This is a genomic window from Actinocatenispora sera, from assembly GCF_018324685.1.
GTDB classification, from domain to species: Bacteria; Actinomycetota; Actinomycetes; order Mycobacteriales; family Micromonosporaceae; genus Actinocatenispora; species Actinocatenispora sera.
Window position 1 is genome coordinate 4302089 of sequence record NZ_AP023354.1, and the last position, 18203, is coordinate 4320291.

Consider the following 18203-nt stretch of genomic DNA (forward strand, 5'->3'; position numbering starts at 1 on the left):
GTTCGGGCAGATCTCTCGTTCGGAGGAGATGGTGCACATGCCTGAATCAGCCCGTCCCCGTACCCTGACCGCCCGGATCCTGGTGCTCGCCGTTCTCGGCACGCTGGCCGCGTCGTTCTTCGCGGTCGTCTCGCCGCTGGCCACCACCGCCGCGCACGCGTCGTCGATCGGCGGGAGCATCACCCGCTCCGAGGTGATGGCGCGGGCCCGTGACTGGCTGGACAAGAACGTCCAGTACAGCCAGAGCTCGTACCACCAGGATCCGAGCCACAGCAAGACGTACCGGCAGGACTGCTCCGGCTTCGTCTCCATGGCCTGGCACCTGGGCTCCAGCCGGACCACGTGGACGCTGCCGGACGTCAGTACGAAGATCTCCAAGAGCAACCTGATGGCGGGCGACATCCTCGACGACCCCAACAACCACACCGCGATGTTCGAGAAGTGGATCGACAAGAGCGCGGGCACGTTCTGGGTGATCGAGGAGGCCAACCCGACCAACGACATGCTCCACTACAAGTGGAGCCTCAGCGGGCACACCGGCTACGGCGCGTACCGCTACAACAAGATCGTCAACGACCACACGGCCGGCCACCCCAACACCTACGCACCGACCACGGTGTGCGGTGCCGGCTACTACTACATCGGGATGCACAACCTCGGGTACGCGACGATCTACCTGTCCTGGAACGGCTCGACCAAGAAGAACTGCGTGGTGACCCTGGCGCACAACGCGTACGGCTCGAAGTCGATGGGCGCCCATCTCGCCGTGCAGAACGGTACGTCCGGATCGGACACCGGCAGCTACGTCTCGTACGCGGGGCCGGTGCGCAAGTACGCGCCCTCGGCCTGCGTGAAGTGGGGCGGCAGCTACCAGAGCTCCTCGTGGACCAGCGCGTGGAGCCACTGCGGCTGATCGACCGGTAGCGCGTCGGTCCCGGGCTCGTCCGGTTCACCCGGGCGTGCCCGGGACCGGTCGTGTCAGCGTGCGCACGAACGTGTAGTGGCCGCCGGGCCGATCCGCCCGATGCCCTCGGCGGTGAGGAAGGCGCGGGTGGCGGCGCTGGGGTCGCGGTCGGTGGTGGTGGCGATCGCGGTGCGCCACACCGGTGCGGTACCGGCGACCGGGACGAACCGCGCGCTGGTCTGCTTGTGCCGGAACGACTCCGGTACCAGCGCCACGCCGAGGCCCTGGGCGACCAGGTCGAGCAGCGTGTGCACGTCGTTGACCTCCAGCGCGACCCGCCGGGACAGCCCGGCGCGCCGCAGCGCGTGGTCGGTCACGTCGCGGGTGACCCACCCGGGCGCGAAGTCCACGTACGTCTCGGTGTCGAGTTCGGCCAGCGCCACCGCGCCGGCGGCACCGAGCGGGTGGCCGGGCGCGCAGGCGAGCACCATCGGCTGCTGCTCCAACGGGGTGAGGGTGACCGCGGCGGCCGAGCCGTCCGGCGGCTCGGACACGAACGCGAGGTCCAGCGCACCACCACGTACCTGGTCGATCAGGTCGGGTGAGCTGCCCTGGCGCAGCGCGATCCGTACGCCCGGGTGGGCGGTCCGGAACCGGCCGAGGGCGCGGGGCAGGTCGATGCCGCCGAGGCACTGGATCGTGCCGACGGCGAGGTTGCCGCGCAGCAGACCCTGCACCGCGGCGACCGCCTCGCGCGCCGCGGTGACGGTGTGCAGGGTGCGGCGGGCCTCGGCGAGCAGCGCCCGGCCGGCCTCGGTCAGCTCCACCCGCCGGGTCGAGCGGACGAACAGCGCGGCGCCGAGGTCGCGCTCCAGTGCCCGGATCGACGCGGACAGTCCGGACTGGGCGACGTGCATCCGGGCCGCGGCGCGGGTGAAGTGCCGTTCCTCGGCGACGGCCACGAAGTACTCGATCTGGCGCAGCTCCATCAACACTCCCGCGCACCGCGCGAATCAGCAGCGGTGGTGATCGATCGCATCGTTTTCTTCTGTTGGACAGCTCAAACAGCCGGGACCAAAGTACAACGGAGGGCGGCGGCCACCCGGGTCGCGGGGGAGCAGGAGGCGAAGCATGCAGTACCGGACGCTGGGCGGGACCGGCACCGTGGTGTCGACGATGTGTCTGGGCACGATGACCTTCGGTGCGGAGAGCAGCGAGGAGGTGGCGCACGCGCAGCTGGACTTCTACCTGGAGCAGGGCGGCAACTTCGTCGACACCGCGAACGTCTACTCGCGCGGCGTCTCCGAGGAGATCATCGGTCGCTGGTTCGCCAAGCGACCCGGCGCCCGCGACGCCGTGGTGCTCGCCACCAAGGGCCGCTTTCCGATGGGCGAGGGCAAGAACGACCTGGGGTTGAGCCGGGTCAACCTGACCCGCGCGCTGGACGCGAGCCTGAGCCGGCTGGGCACCGACGCGATCGACCTGTACCAGGCGCACGCGTTCGATGCGCTCACGCCGCTTCCGGAGACGCTGCGGTTCTTCGACGACGCGGTACGCGCCGGCAAGATCCGCTACGTCGGGGTGAGCAATTTCCTCGGCTGGCAGTTGCAGAAGGCAGCGCTGCTGACCGAGTTCCTGCATCTCGCGCCGATCGTCACCCTGCAACCGCAGTACAATCTGCTCGTTCGCGACATCGAGTTCGAACTGGTCGATGTGTGCCGCAACGAGAACATCGGCATCCTGCCCTGGTCGCCGCTCGGTGGCGGCTGGCTGACCGGCAAGTACCAGCGCGACACCACGCCGACCGGCGCGACCCGGCTGGGGGAGAACCCGGAGCGCGGCCAGGAGGCGTACCAGCGGCGCAACGATCAGGAGCGCACCTGGCGGGTGGTGGACGCGGTGCGGTCGGTGGCCGAGGAGCGCGGCGTGTCGATGGCGCAGGTGGCGCTCGCCTGGCTGCGCGACCGGCCGGCGGTGACCTCGGTGATTCTCGGCGCCCGTACGGTCGAGCAGCTCACCGACAACCTGGCCGCGGACGACCTGCGGCTGTCCGAGCGGGAGCAGCAGACGCTCACCGATGCGAGCGCGCCGGTGATGGCGGACTACCCGTACGGCGCTCCCGGCGTGCATCAGCGCCACCGCGACCTGTGACGGCCGAAGCCGGCTGAACGACCCCGCCCCGGACCGTTCGACGATCCGGGGCGTGATCGTTTCAACGGCGCCAAGACGATGGGCGCGCCGGTCAACGCGATCCTCGCTGCGGACCGTGACCACCACCACCAGCACCAGCCGACCTTCTTCCCGTCCCGGCCCGGACTGCGCGAGCGGTGGGAGGCGGCCGGCGACGAGCACCGGTCGGACATGGCACGGTTCAACGCCGCGCTGCGGTCCGGCTACTTCCTGCTGGCGGCACGGGCGCACGGCCGCGCCACCGGGCCGATGGGTGGCTACGACGCCGCCCGAACGGTCGAGCCGCCGGGCCACCCGACCCGTACGTCGGTAGTGTGTCGGCGATCGAGGGCAGCCGGCGGCCGGACCGGCGCGGAGAGGGGCATCGTGGGCAGGGTGTTGGCGCCGGGGCAGCGCGCCGAGCTGTACGTGGCGGGCGTCGACACGAAACCGCAACTGGTGTACGCCTCGACCACGATGCTGTTCGAGGCGCCGAACTGGAGCGCAGACGGGCGGTACCTGGTCGTCAACGCCGACGGCGGGCTGTACCGGATCCCGGTCGAGGGTGGCGAACCCGAGCCGATCGAGCTGGGCGACGTGCCGCCGATCAACAACGACCACGTGCTCGCGCCGGACGGCACCGCGGTGTACGTCTCCGCGCAGGACGGGCACCTCTACCGGGTGGCCGCGGGCGTCGCGACCCGGCTCACCGACGACCAGGCGCCGGCCCGCGCCTTCCGCTACTACCTGCACGGCATCAGCGCCGACGGTGCGACGCTGGCCTTCGTCGGTACCGAACGGGTCGGCGCGGACGCGGGCGCGTTGCGGCGGCTGTTCACCCGCCCCGCCGGCCCCGGTACCGACACGCTGCTCGGTAGCGGGTTCTCGCCGGCCGACGGCCCCGAGTTCGCGCCGGACGGCGGCATCTACTTCAACTCGGAGCGGGGCGCCGACGTGCCGGGCCACGCCCAGCTGTACCGGGTGGGGCCGGACGGGCGCCAGCCGGTCCGGCTCACCGACGACGAGCGGGTCAACTGGTTCCCGCACCCCTCGCCGGACGGCACCCACCTCGCCTACGTGAGCTTCCCGCCCGGCACCCTCGGGCACCCGGAGAACGTCGACGTGCTGGTCCGGCTCTGCCGACCCGACGGTACCGGCGTTCGCGACGTCGCCGCGGTCTTCGGCGGTCAGGGCACCATGAACGTCAACAGCTGGTCGCCGGACTCCACCAGGTTCGCCTTCGTCGCCTACCCGACCTGACAGACTGGCCCCGCTGCGGCACCGGCACCGGTGCCGGCCCCGCGCCGGGCGTCCGCCCGGCGCGGATCGCGACACGCGAGAGGATGAACACCATGCCCACCGGACCACTGCCCGAACGGGTGCGCGAGATGCTGGCCAAGCCGAACCCGGCGGTGATCACCACGGTGCGCCCCGACGGCCAGCCGGTCTCGGTCGCCACCTGGTACCGGCTGGACGGCGACCGGATCCTGGTCAACATGGACGAGCGCCGGGCCCGGCTGCGCTACCTGCGGGAGGACCCGCGCGTCTCGCTGACGGTGATCGACGAGGGCAACTGGTACACGCACGTCAGCCTGCAGGGCCGGGTCGAGCTGGCGGCCGACCCCGACCTGTCCGGTATCGACAGCCTGTCCCGGCACTACGGCGGGGACGCGTACCCGGATCGGGAGCACGGCCGGGTCAACGCCTGGATCACCATCGACCGCTGGCACGCCTGGGGCGCCCTGGCCGAGTGAGCTTCCGCGGCGGTCGGTGCGCACCGACCGCCGCCGAAGCCCTCCGGGTGCGCACCCACGCCGGGTCATCTCCCGACGTCGGGTAGCCCCACGAGGGGGCCCCGGCTCGCCGGCCCACCTTTACCGCCGCGCCGCGAGCTCGTCCACCGTGACCTCTTCCACCGCGGGATAGGCCGCCAGGCGTGCCGCCGGCGTGAACGGAAGGATCGGCACGACGAGCAGCGACGCCGTTGCGACGACCAGCAAGCCCGCATGCGAGCCGAGTCCAGCGGACAGTGCACCGGCGACCAGGCCGCCGATCGCTCCGCCACCGAAGAGGAGCGTACGGAAGACCGACGTCATCCGGCCCATCAGCCACAGCGGGGTGACCGACTGCCGCAGGCTCACGATGATGACGTTGGCGACGCCGAGCCCGAAGTAGCTGATGGAGAATCCTGCGACGACGGCCACCATCCCCGCGGGAGACGACCCTCCGGCAAGAGGGATGAGGATCGGTGCGGACAGCAGCGCGGTCTGGAACACGACGTAGAGGCGGCCGATCGCGAAGCGCCGGGTGAGTGGCCCCGCCAGCAGGGCTCCCACGAACCCGCCGCACGAAGCCGCCGAGAACACCAGGCCGAGTACGCCGGGGGAGAGGTCGAGGTCGATGGCGCCGAAGGTGAGGAACATGGTCCACATCGCGGTCATCGACAGGTTGACGCAGAAGCCGACCACGGCGAGCCACCGAAGGATCGGGTTGGCCCAGACCCAGGCGAGTCCCTCCCGAAGCTCCTGGCCGACCCGCCGCCGCGTCGGTGGTACGGGTGGCTCCTGGGTCCGGATCCCCGCCAGGCAGGCGATCGAGACGAGGTACGACGCAGCGTCTGCCAGCAAGGCGGTCGGTGCGCTGACCACGCTCAGCAGGAACCCGGCCGCGCCCGGGCCGGCAACGTCGGCTGCCGAGGAGGAGGCGTTGATCCTCGCGGTCGCCTCGGGGAACCGGTTCTTCTCGGGGACAAGGGAGGGGACGAAGGACATCCAGCTGACGTCGAAGGCCACGGTCGCGACGCCGATGAGGCAGGCGGTGGCGATCAACAGCGGCAGGGTGAGCAGTCCGGCCCAGTGCAGCAGCGGCAGCGCGAGCAGGCACGCGAGTCGGGCGAGGTTGGCGCCGATCATCACCGGGCGCCGGTGTACCCGGTCGACCCACACGCCGAAGACGAGTGCCAGGAACAGGAACGGGGCGAGCTGGGCGAACCGCAGCAGGCCGACATCGCCCTCGGTGGCGCCCAGCACGTCGATCGCGGTGAGCGGGATGGCCAGGGCCGAGATCTGGGCGCCGAGCAGGGAGATCGTCTCGCCGAACCAGAAGCGGACGAAGTCCCGGTCGCGCCACAGGCTCGCCCTCAACGTGGCCTGCGTTCGAGGTCGGCGACCACGGAGACGACCGTCGCCACCTCTTCGTCGGTGTTGTAGTAGTGCGGTGAGAGCCGCAGGCACCAGTCGACGTCCTTGTCACCGAAGTCGTACTGGGCGAATTCCCGGAAGCTCAGCGCCGAGTTGATCCCGGCCCGATCCATCGCCTGCTTGAACGGTGCAGCCTCCCAGCCCGCGATGGTGAAGGTGACGGTGCCGCTGGCCTGTGGCGCGGTCTCGAGCGTGCGCACGCCAGCGATCCGGTCGAGCCCGTCCTTGAGCGCGGCCGCCAGGCCGGTGGTGCGAGCAGCGATGTTCTCGATGCCGATCTCGCGGGCGTAGCGGGCTGCGGCGGCCGAGCCCAGGAGCGTGGCGTAGGAGAGCTCCCAGTCTTCGAAGCGCGCGGCGGTCTCGACCGGCGTGTACGACTCCGGGCTCGACCAGCGCGCGCCGTTCATGTCGATGAACAGGGGCTCCAGGCCGGAGGCGAGCACGCGGTCGGAAACGTGCAGGAAGCCGGTGCCGCGCGGGCCGCGGAGGAACTTGCGGCAGGTGGAGGTCAAGAAGTCCGCCCCGATCTCGGTGGCGTCGACCGGCAGCTGCCCCACGGACTGGCAGGCGTCGACGAGGTAGAGCAGGTCGAGTTCTCTTGCCGCGCGCCCGATCTCGGCGACGGGCTGGACCAGGCCCGAGTTGGTCGGTACGTGCGTCGCCGCGACCAGGCGCGGCCGGTGCTTGCGCATGAGGGCCGCCATGGCGTCGACGTCGACGCCCCCCTCGGCCACATCGGGCGCGTGGACGACCTCGATCCCGACCCGCTTGCGCAGCGACAGGAACGCGATCTGGTTGGAGATGAAGTCGTTGCGGGTGGTGAGGACGACGTCGCCGGGCTCGAACGGGATGGCGGAGAGCGCGGTGGCGTAGGCGTGCGTCGCGCTGCTGGCGAAGGCGATGCGGTCCCCGCTCGCCCCGATCAGGGCACCGATCTCCTCGTAGAACCCGCGCACACTCTCGGCGCGGGCCGCCGACGCCTCGTAGCCGCCGATGTGCGCCTCGAGCTCGAGGTGCTGCTGAACGGTCTCGAGAACCGGTGCCGCGATCAGGCCGCAGCCGGCGTTGTTGAAGTGGACCCGGTTCGCGACGCCGGGGGTCTCGGCGCGGAGCCGATCGAGAAGCGCATCAGTGAATCGGTGAGTAACGCTATTCGGTGTGTTCACCTGAAACGATATCACTTGCCTCAGCAAAGCGCGACGGCTCGATCTTTCTGCATAGTGTTATCGTCGACGCATGGCCGGAGACGGAAGCGCAGCCACCCTCGAGTCGACACTGCGCGACCTTGTCCGGACCCTCGAGCCCGGAGCGCGCCTGCCCTCGGTTCGGGAGATCGTCGAGCGACACCAGGTCAGCCCGGTGACGGTCGGGAAAGTGGTCGCGCGCCTGAGCGCCGCCGGAGTGCTCGTCACCCGTCCCGGCAGCGGGACGTTCGTCGCTGCGCCCCCGGCGCGGGCGCGCGCCCGCCGACCGGACACGGCGTGGCAGTCACTCGTGCTGGCCGGCCGCAGCGTCGATCTCGGCGCGCTGCGTGAGGCGCCGCGCGACCCGGTCCCCGGCACGATCAGCCTGAGCGGCGGATACCTGCACCGGTCGCTGCAGCCGCTGAGCGCGCTGGCCTCGGCGATGTCGCGAGCCGCCCGCCGGCCCGACGCGTGGGACCGCGCGCCGGCCGGCGGCCTCCCGGCGCTGCGCTCGTACTTCGCCGAGGCCACCGCGGCCGACGTCGGGCTCGACGACGTCCTGATCACGACTGGCGGCCAGAACGCGCTCGCCATGGCGTTCCGCGCCATCGGTGCACCGGGCGACGCGGTGCTCGTCGAGTCCCCGACCTATCCCGGCGCCCTCGCCGCCCTCGCCGCGGCACGCCTCCGTGCCATCCCGATCCCGCTCGGACCTGACGGGATCGACCCTGACGACCTGCGGCAGGCGTTCGCCCGCACCGGATCCCAGCTCCTGTACTGCCAGCCGACGTTCCACAACCCGACCGGGATCGTCCTGTCCGAGTCGCGACGCCAGGCGGTCCTCGAGGTTGCTCACGCAGCCCGCGCCTTCATCGTCGAGGACGACTACGCCCGCCATCTCTCCCACGATGGCGGCACCACCCGGAGCCTTCTCGGCCATGATGTTCACGGCACCGTCGTGCAGGTCACGTCACTGACGAAGCCCGCGGCGCCCAGCCTTCGCGTCGGTGCGATCGTTGCCCGCGGTCCTGTCGCCGAGCGACTGCAGGCATCACGTCGCGTGGACGACTTCTTCGTCAGCCGGCCGATGCAGGAGGCCGCCCTCGAGCTGACGAGCTCTCCTCGCTGGGCTGGACACCTCAACGGCCTGAAGCGCGCCCTCCGCGATCGACACCGGATTCTGAGCGATGCCCTTCGCGCGCGACTGCCCGAGTGGGAGCCGGTTGCGGGCAAGGGCGGCGGGCTCTACCTGTGGGTCCGCCTCCCGCCGAACGCCGATCCGGCCGAGATCGTGCGACGTGCCTCCGAGCAGGGCGTCGACATCGAGTCCGGGCAGCGATTCTTTCCCGCCGAAGCCGACGGTCCGTTCGTACGACTCTCGTTCGCGGCGGCGGCCGACAGCGTCGCGCTGGAAGAGGCCGTCGACCGGCTCGCACCGATCGGAGCCGGGTGATGATCGCCCGCTCGTCGTCGCGAGCGAGGCTGGTCTGCCCAGACCCGCGGCAGTAGCCGTCGGCCGCGGCCGAACCTCAGGCCAGCGTGAGCACCAGCGAGGCGAGCGCCAGCCCGAGATAGGTGGCCGGGAAGGCGATGGTGGTGTAGCCGTGCGCGCGCAGGTGCGCGGCGACCGCGCCGGTGAAGTACAGCACCAGGCCGACCGCGGCGGCCACGCCCAGCGGCCGGTACGCGATGCCGACGAGCAGGCCGGCGGCGCCGGCGAGCTTCGCGGTCGCGAGCCACGGCAGCCAGGAGTCCGGCACGCCGACCGCGGTCATGAACCCGCGCACGAACGACGCCCGCGCGGCCGCGGCCGCGCCGATCGCCCCCGTCGCCACCGCCGTGGCGAGCACGACGACGAGATACCCGGTACTCATGCCGGTCCCCCCGCCGTCGGGACGCCCGCACCGCACCGGCGCGGCACGCCGACGGCCCGCGCGGTCCCGGCCGGGTCGCCGGCCAGGCGGCCGCGGGACAGCGGTGCACGATCCTCGTGATCTGCCCGGCGGCCGCCGAACCGGCCGACCCGGGCTCTCCTGCCGGCGGCGGTGCGATCCGGGCCGCGGCGGTAGCCTGACCTCGTTGCTCTCATCTGCGGAACCGATCCCTTCGGGCAGCGTGGCACGGACGATCACCTGTCTGACGTCTCCCGGCCCAGGAAGGTGACCTCGTGACCGGCGCCGATCTCACCGACCGGTTCGCGGCGGGCCGCGAGCGGCTCCGGCGGGTGGCCTACCACCTGCTCGGCTCGGCCGACGACGCCGACGACGCGGTGCAAGCGGCGTGGCTGAAGGCCAGCGCCGCCGACACCGAGGTGGCCAACCTCGACGGCTGGCTGACCACGATCACCGTGCACGAGTGCCTCGACCAGCTCCGGGCCCGTACCCGCCGGGCCGAACTCCCGCTGGACGACGCCGCGCCGGTACTGGCCAGCCGCGCCTCGTGGGTGTCGCCGGAGGACGATGCGCTGCTGGCCGACGGCGTCGACCGGGCGCTGCTGGTCGTCCTGGACCGGCTGTCCCCGGCGCAGCGCGTCGCGTTCGTGTTGCACGACGTGTTCGCACTGCCGTTCGAGGATGTCGGCCGGCTGCTGGACCGCTCGCCGGTGGCGGCGAAGAAGCTCGCCAGCCGGGCCCGCGACCGCATCCGTGCCCCGCGGCCGGACCCGCCGCAGCGCACCCGCGAGCACCTGCGCGTGGTCGAGGCGTTCCTCGCCGCCGCGCGCGGTGGCGACCTCGCCGCGCTACTTCGCCTGCTCGCCCCCGACGTGGTCCGCACCGTCGATGCGAACCTGGTCGGCCGGCAGGTGCCGACCGAGGTCCGCGGTGCCGACGCGGTCGCCGAGGAGAGCCGCCTGTTCACCCGGCGCGCCGCCACCGGCGTGGTGCTGCTCGTGGACGGTGCAGCCGGCGTCGTGCTGGCGCCACACGGCCGGATCCGCGCCGTGCTGCGCCTCGGCCTCGGCCCCGACGGCCTGATCCGCGCCGTCGACATCGTCGGAGATCCCGTCCGCCTCGCGCGCCTCACCCTGACCGTGCCGCCGCGGTGACGACGCGCGGCGGCGGCCGCGCGGTGCACGAACGGTCGAACCGGTGGTCGACCGGCGAGGCAGGACCGGCATCGAGGACGGATCCCCGCATCGCCCAGCATCAGGCCGGCCGGCCCCGCTCACCTCATCGCAGGCCGCAGGCACCCTGACGCTGGGCTCGACATCGCCGGCGGGCCCGCCCGGAACCGGGCGCGATGGGCGCGAGGCGATGCCAGACTCGGGGACGGAGGTGGGCATGCCGAGTGCCGAGATGCGCGGGCTGATCGAGCGGTTCCGGGTGCGCAAGCGGGATCGTGCCGGGCAACCGCCCGCGCGGCTGGACCAGGCGCGGGAGGCGTTCGCGCCGGCGGGGGAGATCCATCCGATCCCGACCGACGTGCGCGTCACCCCGGTCGACGCCGACGGGGTGAGCGCGTACTGGCTCGATCCGCCCGGCGTGGCGACCGACCGGGTGCTGCTGTTCGTGCACGGCGGCGGGTTCAGCCGCGGCTCGCTGCGCAGCCACGGCGAGCTGGCCGCCCGGCTCGGCCGGGCGGCCGGCACCCGGGTGCTGTTCGGCGAGTACCGGTTGGCCCCGGAGCACCCGTTCCCGGCCGCGGCCGAGGATCTGGGCACGCTGTGGCGCTGGCTGGTCGGTAGCGCCGGAGTCGCGCCGGGATCGGTTGCGCTGTGCGGTGACTCGGCCGGGGCGGGTCTGATCGTCGGCCTGCTCGCCAGGCTGCGCGACGCCGCCCGCCACCCCGCCGACCCGACCATCGCGGGTCTGGCCGCGGCGGCGGTGCTGCTGTCGCCGCATGTCGACCTGACCTCGTCGGGTGCCTCGATCGTCGAGCGGGCCAACGACGATCCGCTGTTCACCCCGGCGATGATCCGGGGCATCGCGGCCGGCTACCTGCAGGGCGCCGATCCGACCGAGCCGCTGGCCTCGCCGCTGTTCGCCGACCTGCACGGGCTGCCGCCGCTGCTGATCCTGGTCGGTACCGCCGAGGTGCTGTTCGACGACGCGCGGCGGCTGGCCGCGGCGGCGCGCGATGCCGGCGTGGACGTCACGCTGACGGTCGGCGACGGCCTGCCGCACGCCTACCCGCTGCTGCTCGGTACCCCGGAAGCCGCCGAGGCCACCGAACGGATCGCCGCCTTCCTCCGCGCCCGCCTCGACTGACCGTCCGGTGTGGATGGTCGGTGCGGGTCACTCCGGGCGGTCCGGGTCGTCGGCGAGCTCGCCGAGCGGGATCGGCGTGTCGACCGGGCGCACCGACAGGGCGAGCGGATCCGGCAGCTCGGCCGGACCGTCCACACCGGACAGCGTCGCGGTCAGCTCGGCGATCCCCGTGCCGCAGCTCCGACCCTGGCAGCGGCCCTGGCCGCAGCCAGTGGCGGCGCACACGGTACCGAGGCCGGTCGCGCCGGCGGCGACGGCGTCGCGCACCGCACCGTAGCGCACCCGCTCGCACCGGCACACCACGGTGTCGTCGGACAGCCAGCTCTGCCAGCCGTCCGGTACCGGGTAGACGGCGGCGAGCGCGTCGGCGAACCGGCGGTACCGGGCGCGGGCGCCCTGCCAGGCCGCGGCGCGGGCGGCGTGACCCCGCTCGCCGAGCGTACCGAGGTCCAGCGCGGTGGCGAGGCCGGCGAGGGCGCCCTCGGCGGCGGCCAGCACCGCGCCGCCGACGCCGGTGAGCTCGCCCGCCGCGTACACGCCGGGACGGCTGGTGAGCTGGGCGTCGTCGACCGCGACGACCGGCGAGCCGTCCGGGCCCGGCTCGGTGTCGCAGCCCAGCGCGAGCGCGAGTTCCAGCTGCGGCACGAACCCGTACCCGACGACGATCGCGTCGGTCTCGATCGTCTTCTCGCTGCCCGGCACGATCGTCCAGTCCGGCTTCAGCTTCGCCACCGTCGCGGTCTGGACCCGGCCGTCGCCCTGGACCGCGACGACCGCCCGACCGGCCCGCACCCGGGTCCGGTGCCGGGTCAGTGTCGCGGTGTAGCGGGCCGCCTCGGCCACCTTCTCCGGTGCGAACGCCATCGCCCGGGGCCGGCGTACCCAGCCGCGGGTGTGGTTGGCCTCCAGCACTCCGGCCAGCCGCGCGCCGGCCTCGATCAGCCCGGCCGCCACCGGCAGCAGGAAGGGTCCGGTACCGGCGACGAGCACCCGGTGTCCCGGTACGATCCGGGCGCCCTGCAACAGCGACCGCGCCGCGCCCGGGGTGTACACGCCGGGCAGGTCGGAGCCCGGGAACGGCAACGTCCGGTCGTACGCGCCGGTCGCGAGCACCACCCGCGGCGCGGCGATCACGCCGGCGTCGACGGCCCGGCCGGACGAGACGTCCGCCAGGTGGAGCAGCGCGCCGCCGCCCACCCGCGGCTCGGCCGCCCAGACGGTGACCTGCTGGCGCTGGGTGACCCGGCGGTGCCGGGCCAGCCGGGCGATCAGGTCGGCGGCGGCCGGCTGCTCGTGGTGCGCCCGCTCCGGTCGCACCGCGCCGAACTCGACCGGTAGCTGCCGGTGGTACTGCCCGCCCGGCCGCACATCCGCGTCCAGCAGCAGCACGCTCGCGCCGCCGTCCGCCGCCTGCACCGCGGCGTGCAGCCCGGCCGCACCCGCGCCGACCACCACCACGTCCGCCGCCCTGGTCGGGATCACCGCGTACCTCCGTGCCGGGCCGTCGTGACCACGTCGCTGGGCCGGGCCACGTACCGGCAGGCGCGGATCGACGGCATGTCGTTGACGGTCACCAGGCAGCCGTAGCAGACGCCGATGCCGCAGAACACCGCGCCGCGACCGCCGTCCCAGCCGACCCGGCCGGCGGCCAGCATCGCCGCGGCGACCGTCTCGCCGGGCCGCAACGACACCGCGGTGCCGTCCAGCACGATCTCGCCGATCGGCTCCGCGGTCGGCTCCACCGGGTCGTCGACCACCCGGTACGGACCCTGCGCCTCGTCGTCGCTCATCCGCAGCTCCCTCGCGTCACCCCGTCGTCCGCATCGCCCGCCGCGGCGGTCATCGGTCGGCCTCCGGTTCGGCCACGGCGAGCCCGGGCCGGCCCGGTGCGTACGGTGCCGGGTCGAGGCTCGGCGTCGCCCCGGTGACCAGATCGGCGAGCAGCTCACCGGTCGCCGGCGCCAGCCCGACACCCGCGGCGCCGTGCCCGGTCGCGTACCACAAGCCGGGGTGCTGCGGGTCGGCGCCGATGATCGGCAGCTCGTCGGGGGTCCGGCCGAACAGCGTCCCGGCGCCGCGCAGTGCGGCCACCGCGCGCAGCGCCGGCATCAGGCGGACGGCGTCGGCGGCGAGCCGGCGCAGCACCGGCACCGACACGGCCGTCTCGAAGCCGGTCTCGGTGCCGGTCGTGGCGATCGCCAGCGCGCCGGTGCCGGTGGGCGCCAGTACCAGCGGCGCGGCGTCGGTGCCCGACTCGTACACGGTCTGGCCCGGCGGCTGCGGCAGCTGCTCGGTGACGAGCAGGTGGCCGCGGCCCGGGCGAAGCGGCAGTCGGACCGAGGCGAGGTCGGCCAGCGGCGCCGTCCAGGCGCCGGCGGTGAGGACCAGTGTCCCGGTGCTGACGGTGCCGGCCGCGGTGTCGACCCGCATCCCGGTGCCGGCCGGTTCGATCGCGGCGACGGGCGCGGCCGGTACCACGACGGCACCGCGCTCGACCGCGGCCGCCAGCACCGCGAGGGTGGCGGCGACCGGCGCGACCCGGGCGTGGCCGGGGTAGCGGACCGCGCTCGTGACGTCGTCGGCGAGCCCCGGCGCCAGCGCGGCCAGGTCCGCGTCGGACAGCTGCTCGACGGCCAGTCCGGCGGCTCGCTGCTCGGCGGCGAGCGTACTCAGCTGCTTCGCGGCCGCCGTACCGCGCGCGACGCTGACCGCGCCGTCGGCGGTCAACCCCAGGTCGGGCCGGTGGTCGAGGTCGGCGGCGAGCCGGTCGGCGAGGCCGTCCCACCGCTGCCGGGAGTGTCGGGCGAGGTCGAGCAGCGGGCCCGGCTGGTGACCGACCGCGACCGCGCCGAGCCCGGTACCGGTGCCGCCGGCGGCGACCGCGCCGCGGTCGACGATCAGGACCGACCGGCCGCGTACGGCCAGCTCGTAGCCGCAGCAGGCGCCGACCAGGCCGGCGCCGACGACCACCGCGTCCACGGTGGCCGGCGCTGAGTGGCTGAACACGCGTCTCCTTTTCCACCGAGGACAGGTCGGTGCCGACGTACGGACACCCACAGTGCGCCAAACTCTAGAGGTCGCGGCTGTACCGGCCTGCAGCAACACCCTGCTTCCCGGCCGGCCGGGAAGCATCCGGTGTGATCCGCGTCGCCGATGGCCGCGCTGGCTGGCACCGACGACGGCGTTATCACCCCGTTTGTCGGGTAAGCATGCCGCCAGGCCCGGCCGACCCGGCCCGCCGCCGCCCGGCCAACCGGCTCACCGGGGTTCGGTGGCCGTGTCGTCCGGCGGTGAGTCGGCGGCGCGGGGCGGGCGCGTGAAAAGATGGCGTCCATGTGCGGACTGCTCACCTTCGTCAGCGCCCACGGCATCGCCGGCGTGCATCGCGACCACATTGCCGACGCGCTGGAGAACCTGCACCATCGCGGTCCGGACGACACCGGCGTGGAAACGTTCGGTGACTCGCCCGGCGGCGACGTGGTGTGCGGGTTCAAGCGGCTCGCCTTCATCGACGTGGCGCACAGCCACCAGCCGCTGCGCTACCTCGACCGCTACCTGCTCACCTTCAACGGTGAGATCTACAACTACATCGAGCTGCGCGAGCAACTGCGCCGGGAGTGCGGGGCGAAGTTCGAGACCGACGGCGACGGCGAGGTGATCCTCGCCGCGTACCACCACTGGGGCCTGGAGACGGCACTGCGCCGGCTGCGCGGCATGTTCGCGTTCGTGATCTGGGACAAGGTGGAACGGCGCGCCGTCGGCGCCCGCGACCCGTTCGGGATCAAGCCGCTGCACTACCTGCTCACCGCGGACGGGCTCTACCTGTCCAGCGAGAAGAAGGCGCTGATGCCGTTCGCCGCGTCGGCGAACGCCGGCAACATCGGCATCGACCACGCCAACCTGTCGCACTACCTGACCCTGCAGTACGTGCCCGAGCCGACCACGATGCAGCTGGGCATCAGCCGGGTCGAGTGCGGGCAGGCGTTCACTTACCGCCCCGGCGAGCCGGTGCAGCTGTCCCGGTACTACCGGGCCGACTTCCGGCCGGCCCCGGTGGCCGACGAGCAGGCGCTGTACAAGAAGATCGAGGACACCCTGCGCGAGTCGGTGCGGCTGCACATGCGCTCCGAGGTGCCGCTGGGCTGCCTGCTGTCGTCGGGCATCGACTCGACCGCGGTCGTCGCGCTGGCCCGCGAGTTCAACCCGAACGTGCTGACCTTCACCGTCGGCTACGACGTGCCCGGCTACTCCGAGATCGACGTGGCCGCCGACTCCGCGCAGCACCTCGGCGTGCAGCTGATCCCCACCAAGATCGGCCCGCAGGACATGATGGAGGCGCTGCCGCGGATCGTCTGGCACCTCGACGACCCGGTCGCCGACCCGGCGCTGGTCCCGCTGTACTTCGTCAACCGCACCGCGGCGCAGCACGTCACCGCGGTGCTGTCCGGCGAGGGCGCGGACGAGTTCTTCGGCGGCTACACGATCTACCGCGAGCCGCTGTCGCTGCACTCGATCTCGTCGATGCCCGACGGCATCAAGCGCGGCCTCAAGTCGGTGGCCAACGTGATGCCGGAGGGTGTCAAGGGCAAGAGCTTCATCGACCGGGGCACCGTGCCGCTGGAGGAGCGCTACTACGGCAACGCGCGGATCTTCTCCGAGGCGGAGAAGCAGGTGCTGATGCGCCACTACGACCCGTCGGTGGCCTACACCGACGTGACCGCCCCGCTCTACGCCGAGTGCGCGCACCTCGACGACGTGACCCGGATGCAGTACATCGACCTGTACACCTGGCTGCGTGGCGACATCCTGGTCAAGGCCGACCGGATGTCCATGGCGCACTCGCTGGAGGTGCGGGTGCCGTTCCTGGACCCGGTGGTGTTCGAGCTGGCGGCGACGATCCCGACCGAGCTGAAGGTCACGCTGCGCGGCAACCACACCAAGTTCGCGCTGCGCCAGGCGATGCGCAACATCGTGCCGCCGGCCATCGTCAACCGCCGCAAGTGGGGCTTCCCGACCCCGACCCGCGTCTGGCTCAAGGGAGACATGTACGAGTGGGCCGCGAACATCCTGGCCCGCTCCGGCGCCGGCGCGCTGATCGACCTCGGGTACGTGCGCAAGCTGCTCGACGCGCACCGCAAGGGCGAGGCCGACAACAGCCGCAAGGTGTGGACCGTGCTGGTGTTCTGCGTCTGGCACGCGATCTTCGTGGAACGCTCCATCGACCCGCGGCCCAAGCCGGCCGAGTCTGCCCTGCTCACCAAGCCGGTCGTGCAGCGCGCCACCTGGTGACCGCGCCGTCGAGCGGGCCGGCCGACCGATGACCGGCGACGAGGCGCGTCGCCGCGCCGGCTGCCTGACCGCGGCCGAGCTGGTCGAGGCGCTACCGGAGGTGCTGGTCCTCGACCCGGCCGGCACGATGGTGGCGCCGAACGTGTCGGTCGCGCCGGGGGCCGTGCTCTACCCCGGCGTCGTCCTGCACGCCGCGGCGGGCGGCCGGATCGAGCTCGGCGCGAGCCGGCTGTGGCCCGGTACCCGGCTGCTGGCCGATGCCGGCGGCACCATCACCGTCGGCGACGGCTGCGTGTTCGAGGGCGGGGTGACCGTCCGCGCGGCCGGTCCCGCCGCGGCGGTCCGGGTGGGTGCGCGATGCCGGCTCAGCAACGGTGCCGAGCTGCTGGCGGACGCCGAACTGGGCGACGGGGCGCAGATCCAGCGTCGACAACGAGACGTTCACCGAGATCGGCCACCGACCCGGCGGCACCGCGAGCGACAGCCGGGTGGAGCCGGACAGCCGGTACGCCGACGCGCTGCGGTGGGATCTGGACGGCACCGAGCTGTCCGGCACCCGGGACGCCGGCGCCTACCAGCACCGCTGACCCGCATCAGTCGATCAGGTGCTCCCGGCCCGGCGGTGCTTGGTAGGGCTCCGGCCAGTAGTCGAGCACGGTGGCGATCCGGCCGTCGGCGGCGAAGCCGAAGAACGTGATCGCGTCCTGCGTCTCGCCGCCGACGGTGAACTCGGCCCGGCTGACCACCCGGTCGCCGTCGGCCAGCACCTCGCGCACGGCAAGATGCCAGTCGCCCGGATACTCCCGGTTGAACCGCAGGTAGCGGTCCAGACCGGAGATGGTCTCCCCGGTCTGCGGCAGCTCGTAGCGGACGTCGTCGGCGAGCACGGCGGCGAAGCCGTCCCAGTCACGGGCGTCGGCGCTCGCCCAGTAGCGCCGGACGGTGTCTCGATGATCCGTCATGGCCGGCACCCTACGGCCGGCCACCGACAGAACCGGTCAGGCGGCGGTCACCGGGGCCGGCGCCGGGCGGCTCGGCTGGTACCAGGAGCGCAGCTCGGCGTTGCTGACCAGGTGACGTGACAGCGTGCCGCACGCGCACCGGACGTACACCACGACGCCCTCGGACGTGGTGTGCCGGGAGACGACCTCGCAGGTACCCGGCTCGGGGCGACGGCAGTACTGGCATTCGATGCTCATGGTTGTTCCTTGGAACCGAGGGGCAGAGGGTCGGCACGGCCCGCGTCGGG

General features: G+C 73.0%; 18 protein-coding genes. 9 read left to right on the forward strand and 9 right to left on the reverse strand.

The genetic code is table 11. The features are described 5' to 3' along the window. The first annotated feature begins 37 nt into the window (after window positions 1-37). Window positions 38-913, forward strand: coding sequence for an NlpC/P60 family protein (locus tag Asera_RS20495; protein ID WP_211255478.1), 876 nt, complete (start codon window positions 38-40; stop codon window positions 911-913). A gap of 65 nt (window positions 914-978) precedes the next feature. Here the strand turns inward: Asera_RS20495 and Asera_RS20500 are convergent, their stop codons facing one another. After that, window positions 979-1893 (reverse strand): LysR family transcriptional regulator, encoded by a 915-nt coding sequence (locus Asera_RS20500; protein ID WP_030444600.1) that lies wholly within the window; start codon window positions 1891-1893, stop codon window positions 979-981. Window positions 1894-2035: 142 nt separating this feature from the next. Here Asera_RS20500 and Asera_RS20505 point away from each other — a divergent pair, with 142 nt between their 5' ends. From Asera_RS20505 to Asera_RS20515, 3 genes are all read left to right on the forward strand, one after another. Next, the gene (locus Asera_RS20505) at window positions 2036-3055 is read left to right on the forward strand and encodes an aldo/keto reductase (protein ID WP_030444599.1); all 1020 of its coding nucleotides are present in this window, start codon (window positions 2036-2038) and stop codon (window positions 3053-3055) included. Between the two features lie 78 nt (window positions 3056-3133). Continuing rightward, complete coding sequence (locus Asera_RS20510) at window positions 3134-4333, forward strand: biopolymer transporter Tol (RefSeq protein WP_211255477.1); 1200 nt, start codon at window positions 3134-3136, stop codon at window positions 4331-4333. Window positions 4334-4425: 92 nt separating this feature from the next. Beyond that, window positions 4426-4827 carry a PPOX class F420-dependent oxidoreductase gene (locus Asera_RS20515; protein ID WP_030444597.1) on the forward strand — a complete coding sequence of 134 codons (402 nt, stop codon included), beginning with the start codon at window positions 4426-4428 and terminating at the stop codon, window positions 4825-4827. Between the two features lie 120 nt (window positions 4828-4947). Here the strand turns inward: Asera_RS20515 and Asera_RS20520 are convergent, their stop codons facing one another. Then, complete coding sequence (locus tag Asera_RS20520; RefSeq protein ID WP_035295393.1) at window positions 4948-6216, reverse strand: MFS transporter; 1269 nt, start codon at window positions 6214-6216, stop codon at window positions 4948-4950. Further along, window positions 6213-7439 carry an aminotransferase class V-fold PLP-dependent enzyme gene (locus tag Asera_RS20525; RefSeq protein WP_030444595.1) on the reverse strand — a complete coding sequence of 409 codons (1227 nt, stop codon included), beginning with the start codon at window positions 7437-7439 and terminating at the stop codon, window positions 6213-6215. Before Asera_RS20525 ends, Asera_RS20520 begins: the two co-directional genes overlap by 4 nt. Before the next feature lie 70 nt (window positions 7440-7509). Between Asera_RS20525 and Asera_RS20530 the strand changes: the two genes are divergently transcribed. Then, the gene (locus tag Asera_RS20530) at window positions 7510-8910 is read left to right on the forward strand and encodes an aminotransferase-like domain-containing protein (protein WP_035295390.1); all 1401 of its coding nucleotides are present in this window, start codon (window positions 7510-7512) and stop codon (window positions 8908-8910) included. A 76-nt stretch (window positions 8911-8986) separates the two neighbouring features. Here the strand turns inward: Asera_RS20530 and Asera_RS20535 are convergent, their stop codons facing one another. Then, window positions 8987-9331 (reverse strand): DoxX family protein, encoded by a 345-nt coding sequence (locus Asera_RS20535; RefSeq protein ID WP_030444593.1) that lies wholly within the window; start codon window positions 9329-9331, stop codon window positions 8987-8989. Window positions 9332-9624: 293 nt separating this feature from the next. Here Asera_RS20535 and Asera_RS20540 point away from each other — a divergent pair, with 293 nt between their 5' ends. Together Asera_RS20540 and Asera_RS20545 are read left to right on the forward strand one after the other, a co-directional pair. Beyond that, complete coding sequence (locus Asera_RS20540) at window positions 9625-10503, forward strand: sigma-70 family RNA polymerase sigma factor (protein ID WP_030444592.1); 879 nt, start codon at window positions 9625-9627, stop codon at window positions 10501-10503. 235 nt (window positions 10504-10738) lie between these two features. Next, a complete protein-coding gene (locus Asera_RS20545) occupies window positions 10739-11665 on the forward strand; it encodes an alpha/beta hydrolase fold domain-containing protein (protein ID WP_030444591.1) in 927 nt (308 codons plus the stop codon). A 27-nt stretch (window positions 11666-11692) separates the two neighbouring features. Here the strand turns inward: Asera_RS20545 and Asera_RS20550 are convergent, their stop codons facing one another. The 3 genes from Asera_RS20550 to Asera_RS20560 are packed head-to-tail and all read right to left on the reverse strand — an operon-like array spanning window position 11693 to window position 14671. Beyond that, window positions 11693-13147 (reverse strand): FAD/NAD(P)-dependent oxidoreductase, encoded by a 1455-nt coding sequence (locus Asera_RS20550; protein ID WP_244843966.1) that lies wholly within the window; start codon window positions 13145-13147, stop codon window positions 11693-11695. Then, complete coding sequence (locus tag Asera_RS20555; protein WP_030444589.1) at window positions 13144-13455, reverse strand: 2Fe-2S iron-sulfur cluster-binding protein; 312 nt, start codon at window positions 13453-13455, stop codon at window positions 13144-13146. The genes Asera_RS20550 and Asera_RS20555 overlap by 4 nt, the downstream gene beginning before the upstream one ends. A 49-nt stretch (window positions 13456-13504) precedes the next feature. Next, window positions 13505-14671: an NAD(P)/FAD-dependent oxidoreductase gene (locus tag Asera_RS20560; protein ID WP_051801688.1), complete on the reverse strand. Its 1167-nt coding sequence runs from the start codon at window positions 14669-14671 to the stop codon at window positions 13505-13507. Between the two features lie 327 nt (window positions 14672-14998). Here Asera_RS20560 and asnB point away from each other — a divergent pair, with 327 nt between their 5' ends. Further along, window positions 14999-16954: an asparagine synthase (glutamine-hydrolyzing) gene (gene asnB, locus Asera_RS20565; RefSeq protein ID WP_035295467.1), complete on the forward strand. Its 1956-nt coding sequence runs from the start codon at window positions 14999-15001 to the stop codon at window positions 16952-16954. Between the two features lie 350 nt (window positions 16955-17304). Further along, a complete protein-coding gene (locus tag Asera_RS20570; RefSeq protein WP_157034626.1) occupies window positions 17305-17541 on the forward strand; it encodes a hypothetical protein in 237 nt (78 codons plus the stop codon). A gap of 6 nt (window positions 17542-17547) precedes the next feature. On the opposite strand, the gene Asera_RS20575 is transcribed toward Asera_RS20570, so the two are convergent. Both Asera_RS20575 and Asera_RS20580 read right to left on the reverse strand, forming a co-directional pair. Further along, complete coding sequence (locus tag Asera_RS20575) at window positions 17548-17916, reverse strand: nuclear transport factor 2 family protein (protein ID WP_030444585.1); 369 nt, start codon at window positions 17914-17916, stop codon at window positions 17548-17550. Window positions 17917-17952: 36 nt separating this feature from the next. Next, window positions 17953-18153 (reverse strand): hypothetical protein, encoded by a 201-nt coding sequence (locus tag Asera_RS20580; RefSeq protein WP_030444584.1) that lies wholly within the window; start codon window positions 18151-18153, stop codon window positions 17953-17955. Between the last annotated feature and the right edge of the window lie 50 nt (window positions 18154-18203).